Raw genomic sequence first — 22,518 nt, 5'->3', positions numbered from 1 at the left:
TTTATCCCTTCACAGCACCGGACATCAGACCGCGTACAAAATAGCGGCCGGAAACAATGTAAACGATCAGCGTAGGCAGCGCCGCGAGGATCGCCGCTGCAAAATGAACATTATATTCCTTCACCCCTGTTGAGGATGAGACGAGATTATTCAGCGCCACCGTCATCGGCGTGGATGACGCACCGGAAAATGACGCACCGAACAGAAAGTCATTCCAGATATTCGTGAACTGCCAGATGACTGAAACCACGATAATCGGCCCTGAAGACGGCAGCAGAATGCGCCGGAAAATCTGCATGAAACTTGCCCCGTCGATCTGGGCGGCACGCACCAGTTCTGTCGGAAATGCCTCGTAATAATTCCGGAAATACAGAGTTGTGAAGCCAAGACCATAGATGACATGCACCATGATAAGCCCCCAGATTGAACCGGAGAGCCCCAGCATCCCGAGAATACGTGCCATCGGGATCAGCACAATCTGAAACGGAATGAAGCAGGACAGCAGCAGCAATCCGAAGAAAATATTCGAACCGCGAAAACTCCATTTGGTCAGCACATAGCCGTTGAGCGCACCGACTATGGTAGAAATCGCAACAGCAGGCACCACCATCAGAATGGAGTTGATGAAGAACGGCTTCACGCCGGTTGGCTGCACACCGATCTGCGCTGTTGACCATGCAGACAGCCACGGCTCGATTGTCCAGCTTTGCGGCAGATTGAGCATACCGCCCTGCCGGATTTCCTCCAGCGGCTTGAAAGAATTGACCACCATCACATAAAGCGGCAGCAGATAATAAACAGCGAAGATCAGCAGCAGCGTATAGATCAGCGCCCGTGTCAGCCTTTTATGCGAGATTGCATTTTGCGGATTGTCAGAACCACTCATCAGCGCTTCCCTCCGCGAATTTCTGCATAAAGATACGGGATGATGATCGAGAAAATCATCGCCAGCATAATAATCGCCGAAGAAGCACCGATCCCCATCTGATTGCGGGTAAATGTATAGGAATACATAAATGTTGCCGGCACTTCGGTTGCCTGTCCGGGGCCGCCGCCGGTCAAAGCAACAACAAGATCATAGGCCTTGATCGCCAGATGCGCGAGCACCACAAAAGCCGACAGGAAGACCGGCCGCATCATCGGGATAATAATCCGGCGATAGGTCGTAAATGTCGATGCGCCGTCTATCTGCGCGGCCTTGATGATTTCATTATCCACGCCGCGCAAACCGGCCAGAAACATCGCCATGATAAAACCGGAAGACTGCCAGACAGCTGCAATCACCACACAGTAAATCGCGTAATTGCGATCTTTAATCCAGTTGAAGTGAAAGCTCTCCCAGCCCCAGACCTGCATCGTATGTTCAAGTCCGATACCCGGATCGAGAAACCACTTCCATGCCGTGCCGGTTACAATGAAGGACAGCGCCATCGGATAAAGATAAATCGGGCGCAGAAAACCTTCGCCGCGTATCTTCTGATCCAGCATAATCGCCAGAAACAGCCCGATTACCGAGCAGATAATGATATAAAGCGACGCAAAAATCGCCAGATTGGAAATTGCCCGCCACCAGTGCGGCAGCGCCCAGAGCTTGGAATAATTCTCCAATCCTACGAAATTATAGGATGGCAGCATCTTACTGTCTGTCAGCGACAGAAGCCCCGTATAGGCAATGAAGCCATACACAAAAATCAGGATAATAAAAAAGCTCGGAGCCAAGACAAGTTTTGGCAACAGCTCCTGCAACCAGCTGCGGCTATTCATGGTCAATCACCACACTTGGCACATATCCGGCCAGACAACCGGACAGGCGCTTAAAAAAATTCAATTTCAAATGCTGTCAATAAATGACCGGTCACAATCGGTGCCGGATCACAGAGGCTGCGCAAAGGCAGCCTCCGGTTTTGCAATCAGTTTACTGAGCGGCGGCAACGGCTGCCACAAGCTCTTTCACAGCTTCTTCCGAAGTCAGTTCACCGTTAAATTCGCGGGTTACAACATCGTAAATCGCATTTTTAACAGCGGCAGGATTGGCATAGCCATGCGCCATGGAACCGAGCATTGTGCCCTTCTCACTGGCTTCCTTCACATCGGCGATTGCTTTTTTACCGCAGGCATCAAAGGCGGTATCCGGTACATCGGTACGTGCCGGTGCCGAACCTTTAACGACATTGAAAGCGGACTGGAATGTCGGGCTTTCAATCGCGGAAGCCATTTGCAGCTGCGCCGGAACTTTGTCTTCCGCAACTTTGAACATCGCAAACATATCGGAGTTGAAAGTTACAGCACCCTGTGTCTCTGGATAACGCATACAGACGAAATCCTCACCCGGCTTCTTACCGGCTTTGACAAATTCGCCCTTTGCCCAGTCGCCCATAAACTGCAGACCGGCCTTCCCCTCAATCACCATTGCTGATGCCAGATTCCAGTCACGACCGGAGAAATTGTCGTCCACATAGGAGCGCAACTTGGTCATACGATCGAAAGCCTGTTTCATCGTATCACTGCCCAGTGCTTCCGGATCGAGATCAATAAAGGCTTTTTTGTAGAAATCTGTGCCGAATGACAGCACCACGGCATCAAAAATCGTGCCGTCCTGCCATGGCTGGCCGCCATGGGCTACAGGTGTAATGCCCTGTTCTTTAAACTTATCCAGCAGTGCAATCAGCTCATCCCAATTGGCCGGTTCTTTACCGCCTGCCTTGTCGAGTGCTGCTTTGTTGATCCACATCCAGTTGGTGGTATGCACATTCACCGGAGCGGCAATCCAGTGACCGTCATATTTGGCAAATTCCTGCAACGGTGCCGGAATAACCTTTTCCCAGCCTTCTTTACCCGCAACTTCATCCAGATTGCCGAGTGCGCCTTCTTTTGCCCAGTCACGAATATCAAAACCGAGCATCTGCACGGCGGTCGGCGGATTGCCCGCGGTAACACGGGCACGCAGAACGGTCATCGCTTCTGTGCCGCCGCCACCGGCAACCGGCATATCCGTCCAGCCGATCCCTTTACCTTCGAGATCTTTCTTCAATACATCCAGAGCTGCCGCTTCGCCGCCGGCTGTCCACCAGTGCAGCACCTCTACATTCTCCGCAGCCTGAGCCGCACCTGCCATAAAACCTAAAGCCATTGCTGTTGTTGTCATAAACTTGCGCATCGTATTCCTCCCGTTTGCAAGTTGTCAGCAGCGGAATCCTCCCGCTTGGTCATTACGTGCTGTCCTCCCGAACAGCATAAATTTTCGGCTCGCAAGATTGATCGGGCTATTCTTTTACGACCAACCGTCAGGCGAAATAGGACGTTACAATTCTCCGTTCGTCAAGCAGTGTTCTGCAAAATTCAAATCGATTAAAATATTATTCTTCAGCCGCGCTCCCGCTACGCACCCAAAGCGTTTTTCGTGAGCCGATATGCATATTCAGAGTTTTTGTTTCCGTGTAATCTTCAACGGCATGGCGGCCAAGCTCTCTGCCCTGTCCGGATTGTTTATAGCCGCCAAACGGCAATTCCGATGCGCCATCCATAAAAGTGTTCATCCAGATTGTACCGGAACGCACCTTGCGCCCCACAGTCAGACATGTGTCGAAATCACGGCTCCAGACACTGGCAGACAGGCCGTAATCTATGGAATTTGCAATATGAATTGCCTCTTCCGCAGTTTCAAATGTCAGCACAGACAAGACAGGGCCGAACACTTCCTCACGCGCCACAGCCATATCCGGCGTAACGCCCGACAGCAAAGTCAGCTCCATATATTGACCGCTGTCAAAATCCACGGTTCCGCCGCCGGCACTCAGTGCAGCACCATCCGCTTTGGCACCGGATATATAGGTTTTGATTTTCTCCAGATGCTGCGGACTGATAATTGCACCGACCTGTGTTTGCGGATCAAGCGGATCACCCAGTCTCACCTTTTTGGTAAGATCAATAATGCGGGAGATCACATCATCCGCGATGTCTTTATGCAGAATCAGACGTGAACCCGCATTGCAGCACTCACCGGCATTGAAATAGGCGCCAAACACCGCAGCATCAATAAATGCATCCAGATCCGCATCAGGAAAGACAATTTGCGGGTTCTTACCGCCAAGCTCCAGCGACACTTTTTTCAGTGTCTGCGCTGCATTCGCCATAATCAGACGACCGACACCGGTTGAACCGGTGAAAGACACCATATCCACATCAGCATGTGTGCTCAGCAGTGCTCCCGCACCGGCACCCGTACCGGTGATAATATTCACAACACCGGCAGGAACACCCGCTTCGGTCAGAATTTCACCGAGGATCAGCGTGGAAGCTGATGTCATTTCCGACGGTTTGACCACACAGGAACATCCGGCAGCAAGAGCAAAAGGCAGCTTCTGGCTGATAATCAGAAACGGGAAGTTCCACGGCGTAATCATCGACACAACGCCGATTGCCTCGCGCAACACAACGCCCAGCGTGCCGTCACCGAGTGTATTATAACTCTCACCATGCAAATCACGGGCAAGTGCCGCCGCATAGCGCCAGATATCAACAGCACCGGCAATCTCGCCCCGCACCTGACTGATCGGCTTTCCAGCCTCGACAGCATCCCAGAAACTCAGTTCTTCTGCACGTTTCTCAATCATATCCGCGATTTTCAGCAGGATATTGGAGCGTTCGGCACCGGTTTTGCTGTTCCATATTCCAGTATCAAAGCTCTGTTTTGCAGCAGCAATCGCGCGTTCTGCATCAATATGACTGCCTTCAGGATAACGGCTCACCGGCACTCCGTGCCCCGGTGCAATGCGTTCCAGCATCCTGCCGGAGACTGCGGCCACCCATTCGCCAGCAATCAGCATTTTAAAATCACGAACAGCAATATCTGCCGGAGGCTTGGGCACAATCAGAACGGCCATTACCATTCTCCTTTGAAATTTGCCGGACGTTTGCCGCTAAAAGCCGCAACTCCTTCTTTGAGATCACCGGTTTTGGCGGCCAGCATGGAACCAAGTGTTTCAACCGCTGCGCCATTATCCTCGCCATTGGCAACGCCGATCATCAGCTTGGATATTTCAAGCGCCGCAGGCCCGCGTGTCACAATACGCGCTGCATAGGCCTTGGCAGCCTCCAAAGCTGAGCCGCTTTCAACAACCTGATCCACCAGCCCAAATTTGCAGGCTTCCTCAGCACAGAACATCTCGCCGCCCAGCACCATACGCCGGATAATCTGCGCACCAAAACGCTGCACCAGACGCTGTGTGCCGGACCAGCCGGGAACCATGCCGAGTGATGTTTCCGGCAGGCCGATTGTAACATGCTTTTCGGCAATGCGGATATCCGCCGCTCCGGCAAGTTCCAGCCCGCCACCAAGAGCATGACCATTTATCGCGGCGATCAGCGGCATCCGCAATGTTGCCAGCCGGTCAAAAACCCGATGACCGAAACGCACCCATTGATGGCCGAATTCATTGGCCTGCATCGCGCCCCATGCTTTGATATCACCACCGGCAGAAAAGGCTTTGCCCGTGCCGGTGAGAATAACAATCCGCACAGCACTATCCGCCTCAACCGCATCACAGGCCGCCGACAATTCCTTCAGCATTTCAATATCAAATGCATTGAGCTTATCCGGCCGTGTGACAGTGATCGTGGCAATGGCGCCGTCACGGGAGGTTATGATACGCGGCTCAGTCATGATCTCCCCCCTCGATCTGCTCTTGCAAGATAAGTTGCGGTTTTTCCGGCAAAGTCAGGCCAAGTGGTTCTTCCCTGAATAAAGCAGCATCCATCAGTTTCAGTTCCGGCGAAATGATGAGCGGAAATTCCGACTGCTCCAGAATATGCGCCTGCAAATCCACACCCGGTGCAATTTCCGTGAGCATGATGCCCTGTGGTGTCAGCTTCATCACGCAGCGTTCAGTCACATAGGTAATATCCTGTCCTTGCGCGACGGCACGGCTGCCGGAAAACGTAACATGCTCCGTTTCATTCACCAGCTTCTTCAGCTTGCCTTCTTTTTCAATAACCAGCCTTCCGCCTTCAATGCCGAGCTTTGCGCCTGCATTAAACATACCGGAAAAGACAATTTTCTTTGCCCGCGCAGTAATATCGACAAAGCCACCGGCACCCGCCGTCACATGCGGGCGGAAAGACAACCGCGATACATTGACGGAACCGTCACGTCCGATTTCAAGAAAGGACAGCAGCGAGGCATCAAAGCCGCCGCCCTGAAAATAGGTAAACTGATAGGGCGAAGGCATATAGGCATCAGCATTCGAGGCACAGCCGAATGCAAAATCCAGCAGCGGTACACCACCGACAGCGCCCTGCTCGATCACCCATGTGACTGAGCCATGCAGCCCTTCTTCCATCAAAATACGCGGCACATTGGCAGAAATACCAAAACCGAGATTAACGCAGCTTCCCGCTTCAAGCTCCTGCGCAACACGGCGTGCAATGACCTTCTGCACATTGAATTCCGGCACGCGGAAACTCTCCAATGGTCTGAAAATCTCACCGGAAATCGCCGGATCATAAACTGTCTGCGTTGTCTGTTTCTGTTCCGGATCAACAATAATATAATCGACCAACATACCCGGAACACGCACATCATGCGGTTTCAGCGAGCCCTGCTTGGTAATGCGCTTCACCTGCGCGATAACAATGCCGCCATTGTTACGGGCGGCCAATGCCTGATCCAGCCCGCCGAGATAGGCTCCCTCATGCTCATAAGTGAGATTGCCGTGTTCATCAGCCGTTGTTGCCCGAACGATGGCAACCTGCGGTATGATATTGGGAAAATAGAGCCATTCTTCATCCGCAAATTCAATCTTGCGCACAACCGGCTCCCGCTGTGCTGCCTCGTTCATGGCGCAGCCCTGCCGGTCAGGATCGACAAAAGTATCCAGTCCGATTTTAGTTATCACGCCAGGTCGTTTGGCAGCAGCCTCACGATGCATATCAAACAGAATGCCGGAAGGCACATTATAGGCAGGAATTTCATTCGCACCGATCATCTGCCAGATCAGCGGCGGTTCTGCTGATGACGGGCCGGACGGATAAGACCCGCCGATAATTTTCGCCAGCAGACCTTTTTTGGCAATATGATCGATGCCTTTGATACCGCTCATATCTCCAGCCGCAATCGGATGCAGCGTCGTGAGATTACGCGGATGGCCTGTTGCCTCAAAGTGCTCACCGATAGCTCTGAGCATCAGATCAGGGCAGCCAAGTCCGCTTGATGAGGAAACGGTAACCACTGCATGGTCGGGGATCAGAGCCGCGGCCTGTGCGGGAGTAATATGCTTGCTCATATTATCACTCTCCCAAACCGGTTCTGATTTGCACGGCACTGCCGCTTTTCACGGATTGCGCCACGGCAAGCGCGGTTGCCAGAGACCGGACACCATCTTCACCGCTGGCAGAAACTGCGCCTTTACCTTTGACCGCATTGTGAAATGCCTCCAGCGCAGTTTCATAAAGATTATGCTGCTCCAGCGGCAAAACCTGCTCGCCCTCCGCATTGCGCAAGATGACGGAACCAACCGGCTTCTGCGTCATCACATTACGGGCAATCAGTGAGCCTTCCGTGCCATGCACTTCAAATCCGGTTTCAGCAAATTGCGTGGTAAAACCATCATGAAACTGAGCAAGCACGCCGGATTTAAAGCGCAGAACGCCCATTACCGCATCTTCCAGCCCTTGTTTTCCCATCCCGCCGGACTGGCCGAAAGCCACCGCCTCAACCGGATCATCATTCAGCACAAAGCGCAGTGTGTCCGCATCATGCACGGTTATATCGAGGATAACACCGCCACCGGCCTGCGGTCTATCAAGCCGCCAGCCCTGCAAATGCGGTGGCAGATAAACAGCATGAAAAACCCGTGCGGAGAGCGGCTTGCCGATCCTTCCCGCAGCAATGGCATCGCGCATGGCACGATGACTGGCAGCATTGCGCAAATGATGATTGGTGGCAAAAACCACCCCCGCCGCTCTGGCCGCCTTAACCATGGCACGGGCATCTTCAAAGGAAAGTGCCAGCGGTTTTTCACACAGCACATGTTTGCCTGCTTTTATCGCAGCTATAGCCTGATCGCGATGCAGCTCATTTGTTGTCGAGATATAGACAGCATCGGTTTCCGCATCATTGACCAGCGCATCAAGCGTGGTGACAGATCGGGGAATTCTGTTCTCTTTCGCGTAAGTTTCGCCGCGCTCAGCACTGCTGCTCATCACGCTCACAACCTCACCACCCGTTGCACGGATTGCATCAATCACCCATTCTGAGGCGATTGTACTTGCGCCGATAAGACCCCACCGCACTGTCATCCCGTAATCCTCCGCTGTTCCCCTTGCTTTGTCGCACCGCAGCTTTCCCGCACGACTAGGCGCACGGAACTGACAATCGCCTCGGCTTCCGGTTGCCCTGCATTGATTTGCTTGAGCAGTAACTGCGCCGCCTTCAGCCCCATGCCCTGCGGATCGACGGAGACCGTTGTGAGTGCCGGAACCGCAGATTTGGCCTCAATCACATCGTCAAAACCGATAACGGCAAAATCAGCACCCGGCTCCAAGCGCTGCGCCCTCAACCCGTCACACACACCGAATGCCACCGCATCATTAAAACAAAGCGCGGCTGTCGGTTCGTCCGCAAGCTGCATTGCGCGCATTATGGCATCCACACCACCAGCGCGGGATGGCGCAGAACCGATAATCAGCGCCTCTTCGAGCACAATGCCTGCCCGTTGCAGAGCATCCGCATAGCCCTGATAGCGCTCAGTAAACACGCCTGTATCGGCAAAACCGCCGAGAAAGGCGATCCGGCGATGCCCCAGCGCCACCAGATGCTCAACCGCAGCCATTGCCCCGCCGTGATTATCCGACATCAGAGAAGAAACTTTGGCACCAGCCACATTGCGCACAGTCGCAACAACCGGAATTCCGCTGGCGATCAGCGGCTTCAGATCAATGGCTTGCGTGCCGCGCGCAGGTGATACAATCAGTCCGGAAATACCGTGCTCACGCATAGAGGTAATAACTTCGCGCTGACGATCCGGACTTTCTCCCGTATGCGAGAGAAACTGCACATAGCCTGCCGACTGCACCACCATATCAACCCCGACCGCAAGTTCTGCGAAAAAGCTGTTGGTCAGATCATTGACGACAAGGCCGATAATTTTTGAATTGGAGCCGGACTGGCGCAGATTGGCCGCACCGCGATTATAGACATAACCAAGCTCGCGGATAACAGCGGTCACTTTAGCCCTTGTGGCCTCATTCACCAGCGGAGAATTTTGCAAAACAAGCGATACGGTCGACTTGGACACGCCCGCAGCCTGTGCAATTTCAACAACGGTGACACGCTTTTTATTCACGGCATTCTCCCTGTCTCCCCTCATAAAATTAGATCGTTCCAAATTTGTCAAGTAAAGATTAATCCGGAAAATCGATGCAAATTGCCTGTTGCATCTGTAAAAAATTGAATTACTCTTTCAAAAATTGGAACGATCTAAATTTTATCGCTTTTCCGGAGATTACAGCACCATGGCAATGTTGCGGCTTCCGAATGCAGACGGCACTATCACAGACTATCATCTGACAGGCACTGTCGTGCCTCGTCCGCAAACACTGTCGCAGTTCAATCGCATAGCCTATGCTGCCGCCCATATCGTCTCCGATCCGCTGCGTGAAACTGATCCGTGGAACCGCCCCGCCATCGACTGGGACGCAACAATGGCGTTTCGTCATCATCTCTGGAGCCTCGGTTTCAAAATTGCCGAAGCCATGGATACATCGCAACGCGGTATGGGGCTGGACTGGAACGGCGCACAGCAACTCATCCGCCGCTCACTGGAAACCGCCCGTACTGTCAAAGGTGCAGATCTCGCTTGCGGAATTGGAACTGACCAGCTGGCACCAGCTGACGCCAGATCTCTTGATGATGTGATCAGAGCCTATGAAACCCAGCTGGAATTTGTGGAGAAACATGGCGGCCGCGCCATTATGATGGCCAGTCGCGCTCTGGCACATATAGCCCGCAGCCCCGATGATTATGCGCTTGTCTATAATCGTATTCTCTCTCAGGCACAGAACAAAGTCGTCCTGCACTGGCTGGGTGAAATGTTTGACCCGCAACTTGGCGGCTACTGGACGGGGCAGGCAGACAGCCGTTTTAATGATGCACTCACAAATGTTCTGGCAATCATCAATGATAACCGTTCCCGTGTTGAGGGCATTAAAATCTCATTGCTCGACAGTGCCAGCGAGATTGCACTGCGCAATCGTCTGCCTGAGGGGGTACTGTGCTTCACCGGCGATGATTTTAATTATGCAGAACTCATTGAGGGAGACAACAATCGCTACAGTCATGCCCTGCTCGGCATTTTCGATGCGGTCGCTCCTTCAGCCTCCTATGCACTGAATGCGCTTGCCGCCGGTGACACTGCAACATTCCGTTCGGTGATCGAGCCGACCGTGCCCTTATCACGTAAAATTTTTGAGGCACCGACACAATATTACAAGGCAGGTGTCGTATTTCTGGCATGGCTGAACGGCCATCAAAATCATTTCACCATGCCTGCTGGTATGCAATCGGCACGCGGCCTGTTGCATTACACCGATATTTTCCGGCTGGCAGATCAGGCCAATGTGCTCGACAGGCCGGATCTGGCTATCCGCCGCATGCAAAACTGGCTAAGCACACAAGGCGTGAAATAAGTCTCTTCAGAGCGCCGTGCGCCCTATTTGGCGCACAAAGGTCGCTCTAATACTTTATATTTGCAGCATAATTTTACCTTAAACCGATTCAAGTTTAAGGAATTATGCTGTGAAATCCTGCTCTCTGTTCAATTGACCCTGCGTTCCAAACGGCTATAAAGGCGGCTTTCTCAAAGATGCCTCCCCAATATCTCTCTCGGGCACAGATGCAAGGATTTGAACAATGACTGCGGGAAATCACTCACCCTCGGAGAAGATAACCCTCGGCCTTGATTTCGGCACAACCAACACTGTTATTGCCGTAGCAGACGGTAATGGCATTGCCGAAGTTATGAGCTTCCCGAAAGATGATGCTATCGTTTCAGCCTATCGTTCCGTGCTGTGCTTCTGGCAGGATGGTAATAAAGGCCATCGCAATGTCGAGAGCGGCCCGTGGGCGATGGATCGCTTCATTGCTGATCCGCATAATTGCCGTTTCCTGCAATCCTTCAAATCCTTCGCCGCGAGCAAATCCTTCACCGATACGCCGGTTTACGGCAAGCGCTTTAAGTTCGAAGATCTGTTACAGACTTTTCTGGAAACACTGGCTGAACGCCTCGGAGACAGACTGCCCTCCCGCGGCAACAAAGTCATCGTCGGTCGTCCGGTTACTTTTGCAGGCCATAATCCTGATGAAGCTCTGGCAATGGCACGCTATGAAAAAGCACTGCGCGCCTTCGGTTTCACGGATATTCATTATGTTTATGAGCCGGTTGCAGCGGCATATTTCTATGCGCAGAAGCTGACAGATACATCGACGGTGCTGGTTGCCGACTTTGGCGGCGGAACGAGCGACTTTTCGATCGTAAATTTTGAGGTCGGCGCAAGTGGTTTGACTTCAACACCACTCAGTCAGGTTGGTCTGGGCATTGCCGGTGATACATTTGACTACCGCATCATTGATAATGTGGTCTCTCCCAAGCTCGGCAAGAAGAGCAATTACAAGTCTTTTGGCAAAGTACTGCAGGTTCCGAACCATTATTTTGCGAATTTTGCCCGCTGGAATACCCTGTTTCTGATGAATTCCCCGTCCACACTTCGGGAGCTTCATGAACTTGCATCGCAGGCAGAACATCCGCAAGCCCTCAACCACTTCATTGAAATGATTGAAGGCGATTACGGCTTCGAGCTTTACCGCGTCGTATCCGATGTCAAAGCAGGCCTGTCCTCATCCCAGACATCCGATCTGCATTTCAAAGCCGAGAATTTTAAAATCGAAGCCCAAATTCAGCGTTCGGATTTTGAAAAATGGATTGCCGAAGATATGCAGGCAATCTCCGCCTCCGTTGACAGCGCAGTACGGAATGCCGGTTTGCAGGATAAAGATATTGACCGCGTCTTCCTCACCGGCGGCACATCTTTTGTTCCGGCGATTAAAACCCTGTTCTCGCAGCAATTTGAACATGCGGATGTTTCCAGCAGCAACCAGTTCGACTCCATTGCCACCGGCCTCGCACTGATCGGTCAGAGCAATGATATTGAACGCTGGTCAGTCAAGTTCTGATTGATCCTGATCAATGTAAAGAGCTCAGACTCATGCGAAGAATCCTTCAACAAAATAAATCAAGGAAGGAAACAGCATGTCCAATACACCGCATACACTTGGCGAAGAATTTCCGGGCAAACTGGATGAAATTCATGCCCTGAAAGCCGCTGATCCGCGCTTTGCCAAAGTGCTTGAGGAATATGACGACGTGAATGATCAGATTCACCGCGCAGAAACAAAGATTGAGCCGACCAGTCAGGACAATGAAACAGCTCTGCGCAAGCGTCGTCTTGCATTGAAAGACGAGATTGAACAGGCACTCAGCCAGCAGGCCTGATATCTCGCATAGCGACTGAAAACACAGTCCTCAGGAGCATTTTCAATCTCAACCATTGAAAATGCTCTTTTTTTGACCGGCCAATTATTTTCTACAATTGATAGCGTGCCCTGTCCGAATCGCTCTACTCTGCTGCAAGTACATAGCGCAGGACGACCTGCGCCGGTGTAACCCACGGGGACGACCCCGCCTGCCAGGGAGTACATCATATGGCCGGACCAATTGAACAATTTCAAATCAAACCACTGGCAGAATTTGGTGAAGTCGGCGGCTTTCAGATCGCTTTTACCAATTCAGCCCTGTTCATGCTGATTGCCACAATCGGCGCCGGTGCCTATCTGTTTTTATCGGCACGCGGCAGAACCCTTATCCCTGACCGCTGGCAATCCTCGTCCGAAATTTTATATGAATTTGTGTCCACGACATTGCGGGATAATACCGGTGAAGAAGGCAGACGTTTCTTTCCGCTGGTTTTTTCCCTCTTCATGTTCATTCTCACGGCCAATCTGCTCGGAATGTTCCCTTATGCCTTCACTGTAACAGCGCATATTATTGTAACATTCGGCCTTGCCATGACTGTCTTCCTGACCGTGACAATCTATGGCTTTGTGCGCAACGGAACCAAATTTTTCCGCCTTTTCATGCCGTCAGGCGTGCCACTTATTCTGGCGCCGATTATTGTACCGATTGAGATTATGTCTTTTCTCTCAAGACCGGTCAGCCATTCGGTTCGTCTCTTCGCCGTTATGCTTGCAGGTCATATTACGCTGAAAGTTTTCGCAGGATTTGTTGTCTCCCTGACCGGCCTTGGCACATTGGGCGTTATCACCGCCATTCTGCCACTGGCAATGACAGTCGGCATCACCGCCCTCGAATTTCTGATGGCAGTGATTCAGGCCTATGTCTTCACCATGCTCACTTGCATGTATCTGAATGATGCATTGCATCCGTCCCATTAAAATATCAGAGACTTTCAGCCGCCACTTACTCCGGCGGCTGAACCGGCTTCACATCTTCCAGTACAAAACGCAGCATATCTTCCACTGCGTATGGCAGCATTGAACCATGGCTTTCACCGGCAAATTGATGGAAGCTTGCTGAAACGCCAGGCAACGCAACCAGCTCCTGATAAATATCCCTGCCATTCGGCCCGCCACGCAATGCCTTCAGCTGCGCTGCACGATCCTTGTCAACGCCCTCACGCATCACTGACTTGCCTGCCGTTTCAATCAGCACTTTGACCGGCTTACCCGTCTCTGTTGCCTGCTCAATGAAACGATCCTTCTCTTTCAGAATTGAGCGGTTATTCCACCAGACAGACGGGTCAGCAGCGCTATAAGTCTGAAAGCTTCCTCTTTCACTGAAAAGCGCATGCAGCGTGAATAAGCCCCCGAGGGAGTGGCCGAACAGGGTCTGATTGTTTTTATCAACGGCATAGCGCCGCTCTATTTCCGGTTTCACTTGCTGTTCAATGAAATTCAGGAATGCGGTATTGCCTCCGGTGCGCGGCAGATCAGCATTATTTCCGCGTGAAGGGATCAGTTCCGCAGGCGTTTCCGGTGTCAGATCATAATATCTGGAGCGCACAATATCTTCGCGCGATTGTGTCGGATAACCGATACCGACAATCAGTGCGCGCAATTGCGGCCTTTTTTTCACCACATCCACGGCCATCGGAAAGGTCGAATTGCCGTCAATCATATAGATGACCGGCATGGGCTTGTCATTTTCCGCAGTTTTTGGCGCAGCAACAAAAATCCGGTAATCAATCCCGTTTGCACGCATATCAAAAACTGAAGTCACCGGATCACCCTGCTCTGCCGCCATCACATTGGCCATTCCATAAAGCTGCATCGCTAAAAAACTGCCAAGAAATGCAATGAGATAAAGTAGCTCAGACATCTTATTCAAAATGCGCATCAGTACCAACATTCATTTATTATCGGGCATTATCTGGTCATGGTAAATTACAGGCCGGATTGAAAATATGACAGTCTGAAATTCATACTGCAGAACATTACAAATTTGTAATTGGTTTGTTCATATTCAGTACACATTTACAGCTAGATATTACTCCCATGCCAATTAAAGGCTCAAGTTAATTTGTGACGGAGTTATAATTACCATGAATACAAAAACTTTAATTCTTGCACTCGTTGCTTCATCTGTACTCGCATCACCTGTTCTTGCACAGGATGCATCGAAAACGAATACTGAAAAAACTGTTGAACAGACCTCCAAAAAGCCTGAGCGTGAGCCGATTGATCTCGCAAAATTCTCCCGCATGGATGAGTTAAAAGCGGCCGACACCGACAAGGACGGCATCCTCTCCCGCGAAGAAATTGAAGCCCATGCTCTCAAAATGATGGTGAAACGCTCGGCAGACCGCATGGAGCGCCGCCTTGATGTGAATGGCGACGGAAAAATCTCGCTTGAAGCCGTTGAGAAAAAGCGCGCAGAACGCTTTGCCGAACTGGATAAAAACAAAGACGGCAAACTGGATCGGAGCGAGTTAAAAGCCGGTAAGCGCCATGGCAAAGACGGACACCATGGCAAACATGGTCAGGATGAACATCCGAAGCCATAAAACCAAAAGCCCGGCTTAATGCCGGGCTTTCTTTTTTCCCGAGCAAAAACCCGTCCCGCTCATCAAAAAGTGAAATTTTTAGTCATTGATTTTCTTTTTATTTTAGTACCAAATTATAGAAACAGGAGAGATATCATGCCTTTTCAAAAGACTGATTATCTTGGAATTTACAAACCTGAACAAATAAAGACACTTCAGACCGCCTATAATGAGGTCTGCGAGATTCTCGGTTATTGCCCGACAACGGACGAGAATAAAGATCAGTTAGCGCGCACCGTCATTCGTATTTATGAAAGCGGAATAAAAGACCCGAAGGAAATCGCCGGATTGATCGCCCGCATTGAAAATCTCCGCTCCTGAACCTGCCTGAAACCTGCTTTGCTTGATCCTAATCAATGCACCACCATTACTTGCGCGATAAAACCTCCCTGTAATCTTTGAAAGAACTGACCGCTTCGGAAATTGCCGCTTGTGCAGAGAACAGCCTGCGAATGCAGCTCACATCTGCCTGCAGCTTTTCACGAAACCGGCCAGAGACAAAGGCACAGAGCTTCTGGTTCATATTAAGAACCACTCTCGGAGGGACAAATGTCGACTAATTTCCATCTGGCATCAATGATCGGCTCAATCGCATTTATTGTTCTGGTCGGCTCAGGATTCATTGTCGTTCTAACAGTGCCTTCTCTGGCACAAAAACCTATTTATCCGATGCTGGCGGTTGTCGGTGCGGCTCTGCTCATCACACCGGTTATCGGGTGGTATGTTGCAACCCGTATACAACGGTAAGTCCCTGTATTCTGCAGGTGAAGCATAAATATCGCATCTGCAGAATATGCATCAAGAATGTGAGAGCATATCAGCAATCACTTGCTAAATTTCCGCTTGCCTGAAATACTTGATTTATCCTGACATTGCTCCTCAGATCTTGCCCTGAGAACCATGTCAGCGGAACCATTTCTTTGTGGTGACGTTGATATGACAGAGCATAAGGGAGGCAATGAAATGTCCACTCGTTTTCAGATTGCCGTTTTACTCAGCCTGATGATTAACGCAGTTCTTTTTGGAATTGGGATGATCATCGTTCTCACAATCCCTGATCTGGCACAAAACGCCAAATATCTTATTCCTCTGGTTATTGGCTGCAGTTTTCTGATTACACCATTTATCGCTTGGTTCATGGCACCGCGCATGCGAAACCGGTACTGGCAGAACAGAAACCACAAAACCGGAAGTTTTTGATAGGTACAGATCAGGGTCTCAAACAATAAGGGTCTTACCATGCGTATGTTTATAATTGCTGTGGCCGCCATTGTTGCACTTTCCGGCTGCACAACGACAGAAAAAGATCTCAGCGTTGGTACAGCGGCAGGCGCAGTCATCGGCGGCATTGCCGGCGGCGGCAGAGGCGCATTGATCGGCGCAGGTGCAGGCGCTCTCGGTGGTCTTCTGGTTCGCAATCTGCGTAACGGTTATTGTGAATACCGTAACAGCCGCGGCCAGATTTATACCGCACGCTGCAAATAACAGCGCAACATAGCGCCGGCCAGAACTGGCCGGCATGCACGACCTGAAAGCGGCCTCTGCAAAGACGGCCGCTTTTATCTTTGCTGCTGCCTCCTGAAAGTGAGGTACACCCGCACAGATATCTGTCTGCCCTGCACTTCACAGCGAATGGTCTGTGCTTTAATTTCAGCACTTCAGAATACGGGAACAGAAGTCCCGCACTATAAAATCAATGAATAACGGCTATCGATGTCATCATTTGCACCCAAAACACCAGGCAGAACCGTTATTGAAATTCTGAAAGTCATGTTCATTACCATGCCCATGACGGCAGTGGTTATGTTTGCCGTGATTGGCACATTGATTTTCATCAATAAATATTATCCGGATTCGACGATTACCTTAGAAGATGTGATGAATTACGTCACCGTCGGCATCACAGTTCTGCTGACAATGCCGCTTATGCAACGCGGTATGCACCGGTATTTTTGGTATGTGCAGAATAATCCAAGCTCAAAAATTCCGCCTTGGGGCACAGCGGTTCCGCCGGTTCCTTATGTAAAAAATCCGGCAAGCATTCATCTGCTTCGCATCGCTCTGTATCTGTTCGCAATCATTTCATTATTGCTGATCTTTGCGCCCTTATCCCATCAGAAAGCCCTGTTTCGCACAACAATGAGCGTTCCGGGCATTCACCGGAATTTCTTTCCGTTCTTACAGATCGTAGCCTATTTTTTGATTTTCGGTTTCTTATTGCTGATCGCTTTTGCATCAACACAATATAAGAAATATCTGGCAACAAGAGCAGTTACAGAGGCGGATATGCTTCGTTATAACCTGAACGAATGCTGGCTCTTCGCCTTCTCCGTCACCTATGTCCTGACAGGATTGCTGTGCTTTATCTTTGGTGCCATGATAATTCGCACACTCACTTAAACAGTTATTTTAAAATCACACCCGCATTTAAAGACAATACACATATTGCATCAGAATATCGCAAGTAGTGATTTAGAATGCATCAGTTTCCAAGATAATCTTTGGCCTGAACCGGTATTACTGCCGATTCCCAAGCAAAATTCATACTGAAAGAGACACCTGCTCTTTATCAGGATCAGGCAGTTAATAAATCTCATTCACAGATCAGAGAGATACACCGATGAAAAGCATTTTAGGTATTGCTCTTATTGTTGCTGCAACAACAATAGCTGGCTGCTCGAAGGAGCCAGCATGCACACCGGAAATAATTGCCAAGAAAGCGCAGGAACTGAATGCTGCCTTACAAGAGTCGATCATGAAAGACCCGACTAAAGTGCAGGAATTGTCGGCAAAAGTTCAGGAACTTGCCACTAAATACAATGGCGCGGATGATTCTCAGGCATGTAAGGCATATGATGACTTACTGTCTGCCATAAAAGGCTAAAATATAACGGGCTCCTTATCCTCTAAGGAGCCCGCTTTCTTGAAATACAGCTATATAGATAAGCCCCGCAGCGTGAGGCATGATCTGAGCTCATATCAGGCCGTTTTGCGTTGACGGGTAGAAAACAGCACCAAAAGCCCTGCTGCAAAACCATAGGCAGCCCATTTATAAGGCAACAGATCAGCGATTTCGCTGCGTATAGCACGAACGGCTACAATACCGGGACGCGTTTCTACGCCCGTTTGGCCATCATTGCGCGCCTGTTCAATTGTCTGCGGTGAAACAACCCACTCTGCATCCGTATATTTATCATAGGCCATAAAACCGAAACCGACGATGAGTGCCACGACGACTGCAGCTATCAGGCGAGTTCGAATATTCATCTGCGATCTTCCATGATTTAAACAATAGTTGTGCAGTAAATTCATCAACAAGAAGTTTTCAAGATATCAGTTCGTCTGAGTTACTTTTGACAATCATTAAGCACCAAAAAAGAATATAATACCGGCATATCCTCGCAGAAAATCCCGCATCTGAATGCGATTATTTTGTTTATAAAAAATATATCAGCTTAAAATTATTGTTTTAATTATAAAACCAACCTAAGCACTCCCGCAGATAAGCGCTTATTATATCCGAGTGCTTACGCGCCCGATAAATAAAGAAAGTTACAATATGATCATACGTCTATCAAAAATCTTTATGGTGATGGCAATTGCCCTATTTGCATCCTTGGTAGCATTTGGCAACATCACAGATTACGGCTCAAACTTTGCATTTGTGCATCACGTATTCCTCATGGATACAATCTTTCCTGATGCAACAATCAAGTACAGAGCCATTGAATCTGAATGGCTTCATCACGTAGGTTATATTGGCATTATAACCCTCGAAACACTGACGGCCATTATCTGCTGGGTTGCCGGTTTCAAACTGCTGGCAGCACGCAATGAACCTGCCAAAGTTTTCAATAAAAGCAAAAACCTTGCAGTTGCAGGTCTCACCCTCGGCTTTCTGACATGGCAGGTCGCCTTTATGTCGGTGGGCGGTGAATGGTTCGGAATGTGGATGTCCAAACAGTGGAATGGCGTACCTGACGCATTCCGCTTCTTCGTGACCATCATTCTGGTTCTGATTTATCTGGTTCAGCCGGATAAAGACGACGAATAAGATTTAAATAACAGCCCTGCCGCAGCCATATGCGGCAGGGCTTTGCTTTGCCTCAACAAAAGCCTGAAGCATTCTACGAAACTCAGCCGAAAGGGACTCTTATCCAGTGCTTCCCCATACGAACTCGTCTGTACAATCTTGAGGAACCAGAGATTGTATTATAGAGCGCAGCCTTAAACGGCCTTTTGACTTCACGTAACATTCGCTGCATGAGTTTTGGCCTGGCGGATTTCACCTGCTTCTGCATCCAGATATCTCTGTCGAGATTAATGGTACTAGGTGATCCGCTTTGCTGACATAATGCAGGAATAACCTGGCAAACGGTCATGTTATTTAACACTCCGCGATCATGTGTAAATAACAAACGATCAATAGGAATGTTCATATCATCAAGAAGAGATAATAACTTCTTCGCTGCCTCTCGCGACATGATATAAGCTGCAGCACCAACATGGGGTGACAACAACCGTCCCAACCGAATGCGAGCATCCGGTAATTCGACAAGATGTTTTATATGAACAAGATGCCCACAGGTATCGAGCTTAACAATGTCGGCACCCTTTGGTATCCAATTCATATCAGTCAGATATCTTTCAACACCATCAGAAAACTGTACGTCATCCTCTAAAACGACACCATATTCATTTTGAGACGCTGCAATAAGCTCAATACATTTTTTATGACTTAGATAACATCCGATTTCACCTGGGGTTAGACTATAAACCCAGTCACGCTCTTCCTGAGACATTAACATCCCATCAACAGCAGCAATCCGTATAAACGACAATCCTATTCTATCAAATGTTTTTTGTATTGCTTGCAGGCGGTCTCCTCGCCTGTCCAGATTGATAAGATATACCTCCATCACGCTCCACTACAAACAGAGATAAAAAAATGAAAACTTGATAAGTAAAACTGAAACAGTCTTACGAATTAATAATCTCATATATTGGTGTATTGGGTATTATTTCCTTACCCTTCAGACCAGAGTTATAAAGATGTAAGCCCACTGTCCTTGACGTAACCAGATCACTAACAGTTAAGCCCTCCTCGAAAAGCATATTAGATACAGCTCCATACATTGGCGAAAAAGCATCAATTGCATAGGCATATGACTCTAACTGCAGCTTTTTAACATGATATGTCAAAAGCTGAGGCCCAATAACTCCCCATTCCTGCTCTGAAACGTGCTTGCCACGTCCAATAATTTTTTTAAAACTCCGAGACAATTGCTTTTTTTTAGGCAGCCATGGTGGAATAAAATACGGGTCCTCAGATGCCTCCAATAAAGAATTCAATAAATTACTATTATAAGGAACCTTTAAAATTGCAGGGTTTAATAACGTATTGCTCTCCCATGAGAGAACATAATCAGCATCAGGAAATGGCTTGAGACAATATACATCGCAATCGACATACAGACCTAACCCCTCCCTCTGAATTCGGTACCTATACATATCCGAAGCAATGGCCAGACTTCCGGTTGTCTTATGGGCGAAGATCTCTTTCTCATCCATCAATTTGCTTGCATCAAACAGCCGAACACCATCCGGAGTATCTTCAGGTTTGCCGTATGCGTGTAAAACAACATCATGCCCATGGCGTATCAAAGAGCGCAAACAGGCGGCATGAACTAAACCAAGCTTTTTGCCGATCCAAACCGTATTTACTGTAGTCATATAACATCACCATAGCCGTAAAATATTCCGCTAAATAATCACATCACCGTATAAAGCAAGCATTTGCATTCGGTTCAGCAGATTTAGGAACTATGTCTTCATATTATAAACAGGGATAAACAGGGCGCGTTCACCTTTTGCACGAAGGAATGGATTGAAAGAATCATGAATATTCAATGAGCATTTCAAGTCAAAATGCGACATGCCTGTCCGCCAATTATTTTACAGACAGCGATATTCCGGAAAAGTTCAGGAAAGCTGGCGCGTAATGAAAAACACTGTTTTCAACTTATTGTGAGTTAAGAAAAATGCTGCAGTCATTGAAAATAGCGCTGTAATAAACATGTTACAAATATCACAAAAATCAACGATAACCACCTCGAATAATATCAATACAAACAATTGATTTTATTTAGTAATTTTACAATTATTCATATTCACGACACTAATTTTAAGATAAGCCGCCTCTTTAAAAGGCCTCATCCGATCAGACCCTTTTTCCACGCTAATCTCACAACAATTTTACCACTCACTAAATTGTGACCAAAAAGATACAGGGTCATTTCCATCTCATATTTCAGTAATTTTTCATATTTCCATACCCTCCCGCCTTCCATATCAACCGAAGCGCAAGATGTTTCCGAATCTCAAAATTGGAAAGTCTCAACAATCAATCGCTTACGCGGGAGAATACACAATGACCATTAAGAGCCTTCTTCTCGGCTCCGCTGCAGCACTCGTTGCAGCAACCGGCGCTCAGGCTGCCGACGCCATCGTTGCACCAGAACCAGAAGCAGTAGAATATGTGCGCGTTTGCGACGCTTACGGCGCTGGCTACTTCTACATTCCAGGCACAGAAACCTGCCTGCGTCTTTCCGGTTATGTTCGCGCTGACTTTAAAGCTGGCGACGATGTGTATTCCGGCCGTGACCGCAAAACATGGTCAACCAACACCCGCTTCACACTGCGCACACACACAGCTTCGGAAACCGAACTCGGTACACTGAAGACCTTCACCGAAAACCGTTTCAACTTCGGTGACGGCGCACAGGGCAGCCACACTCTGAAGCACGCTTACATCGAACTGGGCGGTCTGCGCATCGGTAAAACCGATTCAGCATTCCACACCCTCACCGGCTACCTCGGCGACGTAATCAACGATGACGTTGTATCGCCAGGTGCATATAACACAAACATCATCAGCTACACCTTCAAAGGCGGCAACGGCTTCTCGGCAGTTATCTCCGCTGAACAGGGCGAACAGGTTACAGCATTCACCGATGGCGTTAAAACCTACAACGGCGTAATCGACGACTACATGCCACACGTTGTTGGTGGTCTGAAGTTCGAACAGGCTTGGGGTTCGATCGCTGGTGTTGCAGCTTACGACTCTGAAATCGAAGAGTGGGCTGGTAAAGTTCGCCTCGACGTAAACGTAACTGACGTATTCTCCGTATGGGTACAGGGCGGTTACGCTTCTTACGAAGAAGCTGTTGGCATGTACGGCAACTGGGGCGGCGATTGGGCTGTCTGGGGTGGTCTGAAGTACAAGGCAACCGACAAAGCTACTTTCAACCTGCAGGCTGCTTACGAAGATTTCGGCAAACAGGCTTA

General features: G+C 49.3%; 25 protein-coding genes. 13 read left to right on the top strand and 12 right to left on the bottom strand.

The window, feature by feature from the left end:
• Nucleotide 1 precedes the first annotated feature (1 nt).
• The 8 genes from A918_RS0101945 to A918_RS0101910 all read right to left on the bottom strand — a co-directional run bounded on the left by A918_RS0101945 (nt 2) and on the right by A918_RS0101910 (nt 9,341).
• Complete coding sequence (locus A918_RS0101945) at nt 2-886, bottom strand: carbohydrate ABC transporter permease (protein ID WP_022709424.1); 885 nt, start codon at nt 884-886, stop codon at nt 2-4.
• On the bottom strand, nt 886-1,764 hold the full coding sequence (locus A918_RS0101940; protein WP_022709423.1) for a carbohydrate ABC transporter permease: 879 nt from the start codon (nt 1,762-1,764) through the stop codon (nt 886-888). The genes A918_RS0101945 and A918_RS0101940 overlap by 1 nt, the downstream gene beginning before the upstream one ends.
• Nucleotides 1,765-1,915: 151 nt before the next feature.
• Nucleotides 1,916-3,157: an ABC transporter substrate-binding protein gene (locus A918_RS0101935; protein WP_022709422.1), complete on the bottom strand. Its 1,242-nt coding sequence runs from the start codon at nt 3,155-3,157 to the stop codon at nt 1,916-1,918.
• A 199-nt stretch (nt 3,158-3,356) separates the two neighbouring features.
• Nucleotides 3,357-4,883: an aldehyde dehydrogenase family protein gene (locus A918_RS0101930; RefSeq protein WP_022709421.1), complete on the bottom strand. Its 1,527-nt coding sequence runs from the start codon at nt 4,881-4,883 to the stop codon at nt 3,357-3,359.
• Complete coding sequence (locus tag A918_RS0101925; protein ID WP_022709420.1) at nt 4,883-5,662, bottom strand: enoyl-CoA hydratase/isomerase family protein; 780 nt, start codon at nt 5,660-5,662, stop codon at nt 4,883-4,885. The genes A918_RS0101930 and A918_RS0101925 overlap by 1 nt, the downstream gene beginning before the upstream one ends.
• Entirely contained in the window at nt 5,655-7,280 is a 1,626-nt protein-coding gene (locus tag A918_RS0101920) for an acyl CoA:acetate/3-ketoacid CoA transferase (protein WP_028233254.1), read from the bottom strand. Before A918_RS0101920 ends, A918_RS0101925 begins: the two co-directional genes overlap by 8 nt.
• A 4-nt stretch (nt 7,281-7,284) precedes the next feature.
• Nucleotides 7,285-8,295, bottom strand: coding sequence for a Gfo/Idh/MocA family protein (locus A918_RS0101915; protein WP_022709418.1), 1,011 nt, complete (start codon nt 8,293-8,295; stop codon nt 7,285-7,287).
• Complete coding sequence (locus A918_RS0101910; RefSeq protein WP_022709417.1) at nt 8,292-9,341, bottom strand: LacI family DNA-binding transcriptional regulator; 1,050 nt, start codon at nt 9,339-9,341, stop codon at nt 8,292-8,294. The genes A918_RS0101915 and A918_RS0101910 overlap by 4 nt, the downstream gene beginning before the upstream one ends.
• Nucleotides 9,342-9,510: 169 nt before the next feature.
• Here A918_RS0101910 and A918_RS0101905 point away from each other — a divergent pair, with 169 nt between their 5' ends.
• The 4 genes from A918_RS0101905 (at nt 9,511) to A918_RS0101890 (ending at nt 13,504) form a co-directional block, all read left to right on the top strand.
• Complete coding sequence (locus A918_RS0101905; RefSeq protein WP_022709416.1) at nt 9,511-10,683, top strand: dihydrodipicolinate synthase family protein; 1,173 nt, start codon at nt 9,511-9,513, stop codon at nt 10,681-10,683.
• Nucleotides 10,684-10,906: 223 nt separating this feature from the next.
• Nucleotides 10,907-12,226: an Hsp70 family protein gene (locus A918_RS0101900; RefSeq protein ID WP_022709415.1), complete on the top strand. Its 1,320-nt coding sequence runs from the start codon at nt 10,907-10,909 to the stop codon at nt 12,224-12,226.
• A 76-nt stretch (nt 12,227-12,302) separates the two neighbouring features.
• A complete protein-coding gene (locus tag A918_RS0101895) occupies nt 12,303-12,545 on the top strand; it encodes a YdcH family protein (protein WP_028233253.1) in 243 nt (80 codons plus the stop codon).
• Nucleotides 12,546-12,754: 209 nt separating this feature from the next.
• Nucleotides 12,755-13,504, top strand: coding sequence for a F0F1 ATP synthase subunit A (locus A918_RS0101890; RefSeq protein WP_022709414.1), 750 nt, complete (start codon nt 12,755-12,757; stop codon nt 13,502-13,504).
• A gap of 25 nt (nt 13,505-13,529) precedes the next feature.
• On the opposite strand, the gene A918_RS0101885 is transcribed toward A918_RS0101890, so the two are convergent.
• Nucleotides 13,530-14,447 carry an alpha/beta hydrolase gene (locus A918_RS0101885; RefSeq protein ID WP_084664596.1) on the bottom strand — a complete coding sequence of 306 codons (918 nt, stop codon included), beginning with the start codon at nt 14,445-14,447 and terminating at the stop codon, nt 13,530-13,532.
• Between the two features lie 223 nt (nt 14,448-14,670).
• Here A918_RS0101885 and A918_RS0101880 point away from each other — a divergent pair, with 223 nt between their 5' ends.
• From A918_RS0101880 to A918_RS0101845, 7 genes are all read left to right on the top strand, one after another.
• Entirely contained in the window at nt 14,671-15,132 is a 462-nt protein-coding gene (locus A918_RS0101880) for an EF-hand domain-containing protein (protein WP_028233251.1), read from the top strand.
• Between the two features lie 18 nt (nt 15,133-15,150).
• A complete protein-coding gene (locus tag A918_RS0101875; RefSeq protein WP_245257278.1) occupies nt 15,151-15,492 on the top strand; it encodes a hypothetical protein in 342 nt (113 codons plus the stop codon).
• Nucleotides 15,493-15,720: 228 nt separating this feature from the next.
• Nucleotides 15,721-15,918, top strand: a complete 198-nt coding sequence (locus A918_RS0101865; protein ID WP_022709411.1) for a hypothetical protein — start codon at nt 15,721-15,723, stop codon at nt 15,916-15,918.
• 153 nt (nt 15,919-16,071) lie between these two features.
• Entirely contained in the window at nt 16,072-16,371 is a 300-nt protein-coding gene (locus A918_RS0101860; protein ID WP_245257277.1) for a hypothetical protein, read from the top strand.
• 39 nt (nt 16,372-16,410) lie between these two features.
• The gene (locus tag A918_RS0101855; RefSeq protein ID WP_022709409.1) at nt 16,411-16,656 is read left to right on the top strand and encodes a hypothetical protein; all 246 of its coding nucleotides are present in this window, start codon (nt 16,411-16,413) and stop codon (nt 16,654-16,656) included.
• A gap of 228 nt (nt 16,657-16,884) precedes the next feature.
• Entirely contained in the window at nt 16,885-17,571 is a 687-nt protein-coding gene (locus tag A918_RS0101850; protein ID WP_022709408.1) for a hypothetical protein, read from the top strand.
• A 220-nt stretch (nt 17,572-17,791) separates the two neighbouring features.
• A complete protein-coding gene (locus tag A918_RS0101845; protein WP_022709407.1) occupies nt 17,792-18,055 on the top strand; it encodes a hypothetical protein in 264 nt (87 codons plus the stop codon).
• Between the two features lie 95 nt (nt 18,056-18,150).
• On the opposite strand, the gene A918_RS0101840 is transcribed toward A918_RS0101845, so the two are convergent.
• On the bottom strand, nt 18,151-18,438 hold the full coding sequence (locus tag A918_RS0101840; protein WP_022709406.1) for a hypothetical protein: 288 nt from the start codon (nt 18,436-18,438) through the stop codon (nt 18,151-18,153).
• 292 nt (nt 18,439-18,730) lie between these two features.
• Between A918_RS0101840 and A918_RS0101835 the strand changes: the two genes are divergently transcribed.
• Nucleotides 18,731-19,225, top strand: coding sequence for a DUF2165 family protein (locus tag A918_RS0101835; RefSeq protein WP_022709405.1), 495 nt, complete (start codon nt 18,731-18,733; stop codon nt 19,223-19,225).
• Between the two features lie 82 nt (nt 19,226-19,307).
• On the opposite strand, the gene A918_RS0101830 is transcribed toward A918_RS0101835, so the two are convergent.
• Together A918_RS0101830 and A918_RS0101825 are read right to left on the bottom strand one after the other, a co-directional pair.
• Entirely contained in the window at nt 19,308-20,090 is a 783-nt protein-coding gene (locus A918_RS0101830) for a glycosyltransferase family 25 protein (protein WP_022709404.1), read from the bottom strand.
• Between the two features lie 61 nt (nt 20,091-20,151).
• Nucleotides 20,152-20,904 carry a galactosyltransferase Lgt5 gene (locus tag A918_RS0101825; RefSeq protein WP_022709403.1) on the bottom strand — a complete coding sequence of 251 codons (753 nt, stop codon included), beginning with the start codon at nt 20,902-20,904 and terminating at the stop codon, nt 20,152-20,154.
• Nucleotides 20,905-21,601: 697 nt separating this feature from the next.
• Between A918_RS0101825 and A918_RS0101810 the strand changes: the two genes are divergently transcribed.
• Nucleotides 21,602-22,518 (top strand): porin (locus tag A918_RS0101810; protein ID WP_022709400.1); only part of this gene is annotated, 917 nt, incomplete at its 3' end.

This window comes from Pseudochrobactrum sp. AO18b (genome assembly GCF_000409565.1).
GTDB lineage: Bacteria > Pseudomonadota > Alphaproteobacteria > Rhizobiales > Rhizobiaceae > Pseudochrobactrum > Pseudochrobactrum saccharolyticum.
The sequence above is the reverse complement of the archived record's forward strand: the minus strand, read 5'-3'. Positions and strand labels throughout refer to the sequence as shown.